This is a genomic window from Halorubrum sp. AJ67 (genome assembly GCF_000513435.1).
In genome coordinates this window covers 106,105-108,053 of the sequence record NZ_CBVY010000010.1, presented here as the reverse complement: position 1 = coordinate 108,053, position 1,949 = coordinate 106,105, and the positions used below count along the sequence as shown (strand labels likewise).

Below are 1,949 nucleotides of genomic sequence, written 5' to 3'. Positions count from 1 at the left end.
GAGGGCATGGCCGTCGAGGCGGTCGTCCCGGTCGACGCGACCGCGACGGCGACCGTCGAGGCGATCGGGTTCGAGGCGGTCGGTTCCGGGCCGCGGATCGACGGGGCGTCGACGACGCGGTACCGGTTCGAGCCGGACGGGGACGCCGGCGAGTGAACGGCGCGGCCGAGCGACCGGGTCAGTCGAACCGCTGTTGAACGATTTCGAGCGCCTCCTCGCGGTCGTCCCAGTCGACGAACACTGCGACCGAGGTCGCGCTCGTGATCAGGTCGATGATGTTGATGCCGGCGTCCGCGATGGGCGCGATGATGTCTTGGATGACGCCCGACTGGTTGGGGAGTTCGCCGCCCGTGACGCGGATCACGGCGATGGGGTCGGCGACGGTGACCGAGGAGAGCGCCTCGTCGGTGACGACCGACTCGTGGAGCAGGGCCTCGGCGGTCTCGGCGACGTCAACGTCGACGTAGAAGGTGACCGAGTCCATCCCGGAGGCGACCGCGTCGATGTTGATCTCCTCGGCGCGCAAGGCGTTCGAGAGCTCGGAGAGGATCCCCGGTCGGTTCCGGATTGCGCGGCCCGCGATGGTGAGACACGCCAGCGGCTCCTCGCGCATGTCGATCAGGCTCTCGAACTCGCCCTCGATCCGGGTGCCGCCCCGGAGTAAGTCACCGTGCTGGTAGTGGACGACCCGAACCGCGAGTCCCTCGTCCTTGTACGAGAGCGCGGACGGGGCGACCACCTCCGCGCCCCGGAAGGAGAGGTTCCGCAGCTCGTCGACGGTGATCTGGCCGACGTTTCGCGCGCCCTCGACCACCCGCGGGTCGCCGGTCATCACGCCCTCGACGTCGGTGACGATCACGACCTCGTCGGCGTCCATGTAGTTGCCGAGCATGACGGCGGTCGTGTCCGAGCCGCCGCGACCGAGCGTGGTGACGTTACCGTCGTGGTCCTCGGCGAGGAACCCGGTAATGATCGGGACGACGCCGTCGAGCCGCGCCGCGATCTTCTGGGCCCGCCGCTTCGTCTCCGCGACGTCGACCTCGCCGCGCTCGTCCGTGATAACGGGCCAATCCGGGTGTCCCGGTTCGAGGAAGACCGCCTCGACGTCCCGGACCGAGAGGGCGGCCTTCAGCATCCGCACGCTGGTGCGCTCGCCCATCGAGACGATCTCCGCGCGGTCGGCGTCGTCCGTCTCGAAGGTGATGTCGTCGAGGAGTTCGTCGGTGGTCGACCCCATCGCGCTGGCGACGACCGCGATCTCGTGACCGGCCGCGACGGCGCTCGCGACCGAGTCGGCCGCGCGCTCGATCCGGTCGCCGCTGCCGAGGCTCGTGCCGCCGAACTTCGCGATTACGCGCATACGGATACCTCGTCGGAGGCCCGGAGCGGTCCGGATCCGGTCGGGGGTCGCGGGCGGGCGAGCGAGACGGAACGGGCCGACCCGAGGCCGGAATTCCGGCCCGGTCGGCGGAAGCGATCGGTAAACATGCGACTCCGTAGCGGAGGAAGCCGGATAACAGTATCCTCTTCGACAAGGGTCGCCCGAAGCGGCACGTCGTCCGAGGCGGCGCTAACTACGGACCGAGGCGGCGCTGACGAGCGATCGAGACTGGAGCAGGCCGGGAGATCACTCGTCTTGGATGCCCCACGCGTCGGGCATCTCGATGACGTACCGGCCGTCCTCCTGAAGGGAGATGATGTACTCCTGTCTGTCGTACAGCTCCATCAGGTTGAGCTCGTACTGCCCGGGGCTGACGATGCGGATGCTCTCGAACTGGTCGTTGAGCTCGTCGCGGAGGGCGTCGATGCCGGACTGCGGCTCCTCGTCGGCGGGCGGCGTCTCCGCGCCCTCGACCTCGCGGCTGGCGCGGTCGAGTTCGTCCGGCGAGACTACCTCGGAGCGCGCGCTCGCCTGCGCGGTGTCCTCGTCGCTCCGGTCCGCGATCTGC

At 69.4% G+C, this 1,949-nt stretch carries 1 protein-coding gene and 1 pseudogene (1 of these 2 running past the window's edge); both read right to left on the bottom strand.

Annotated features, from left to right (window positions below; genetic code table 11):
- Nucleotides 1–178: 178 nt before the first annotated feature.
- On the bottom strand, nucleotides 179–1,360 hold the full coding sequence (locus tag BN903_RS09875; RefSeq protein WP_048077566.1) for an aspartate kinase: 1,182 nt from the start codon (nucleotides 1,358–1,360) through the stop codon (nucleotides 179–181).
- Nucleotides 1,361–1,627: 267 nt separating this feature from the next.
- A pseudogene (locus tag BN903_RS18605) lies at nucleotides 1,628–1,949 on the bottom strand (Zn-ribbon containing protein) (it continues 511 nt past the right edge of the window).

Coding starts and splice junctions, on each gene's coding strand:
- BN903_RS09875 (WP_048077566.1), bottom strand. CDS start 1,360: ATGCGCGTAATCGCGAAGTTCGGCGGCACGAGCCTCGGCAGCGGCGAC.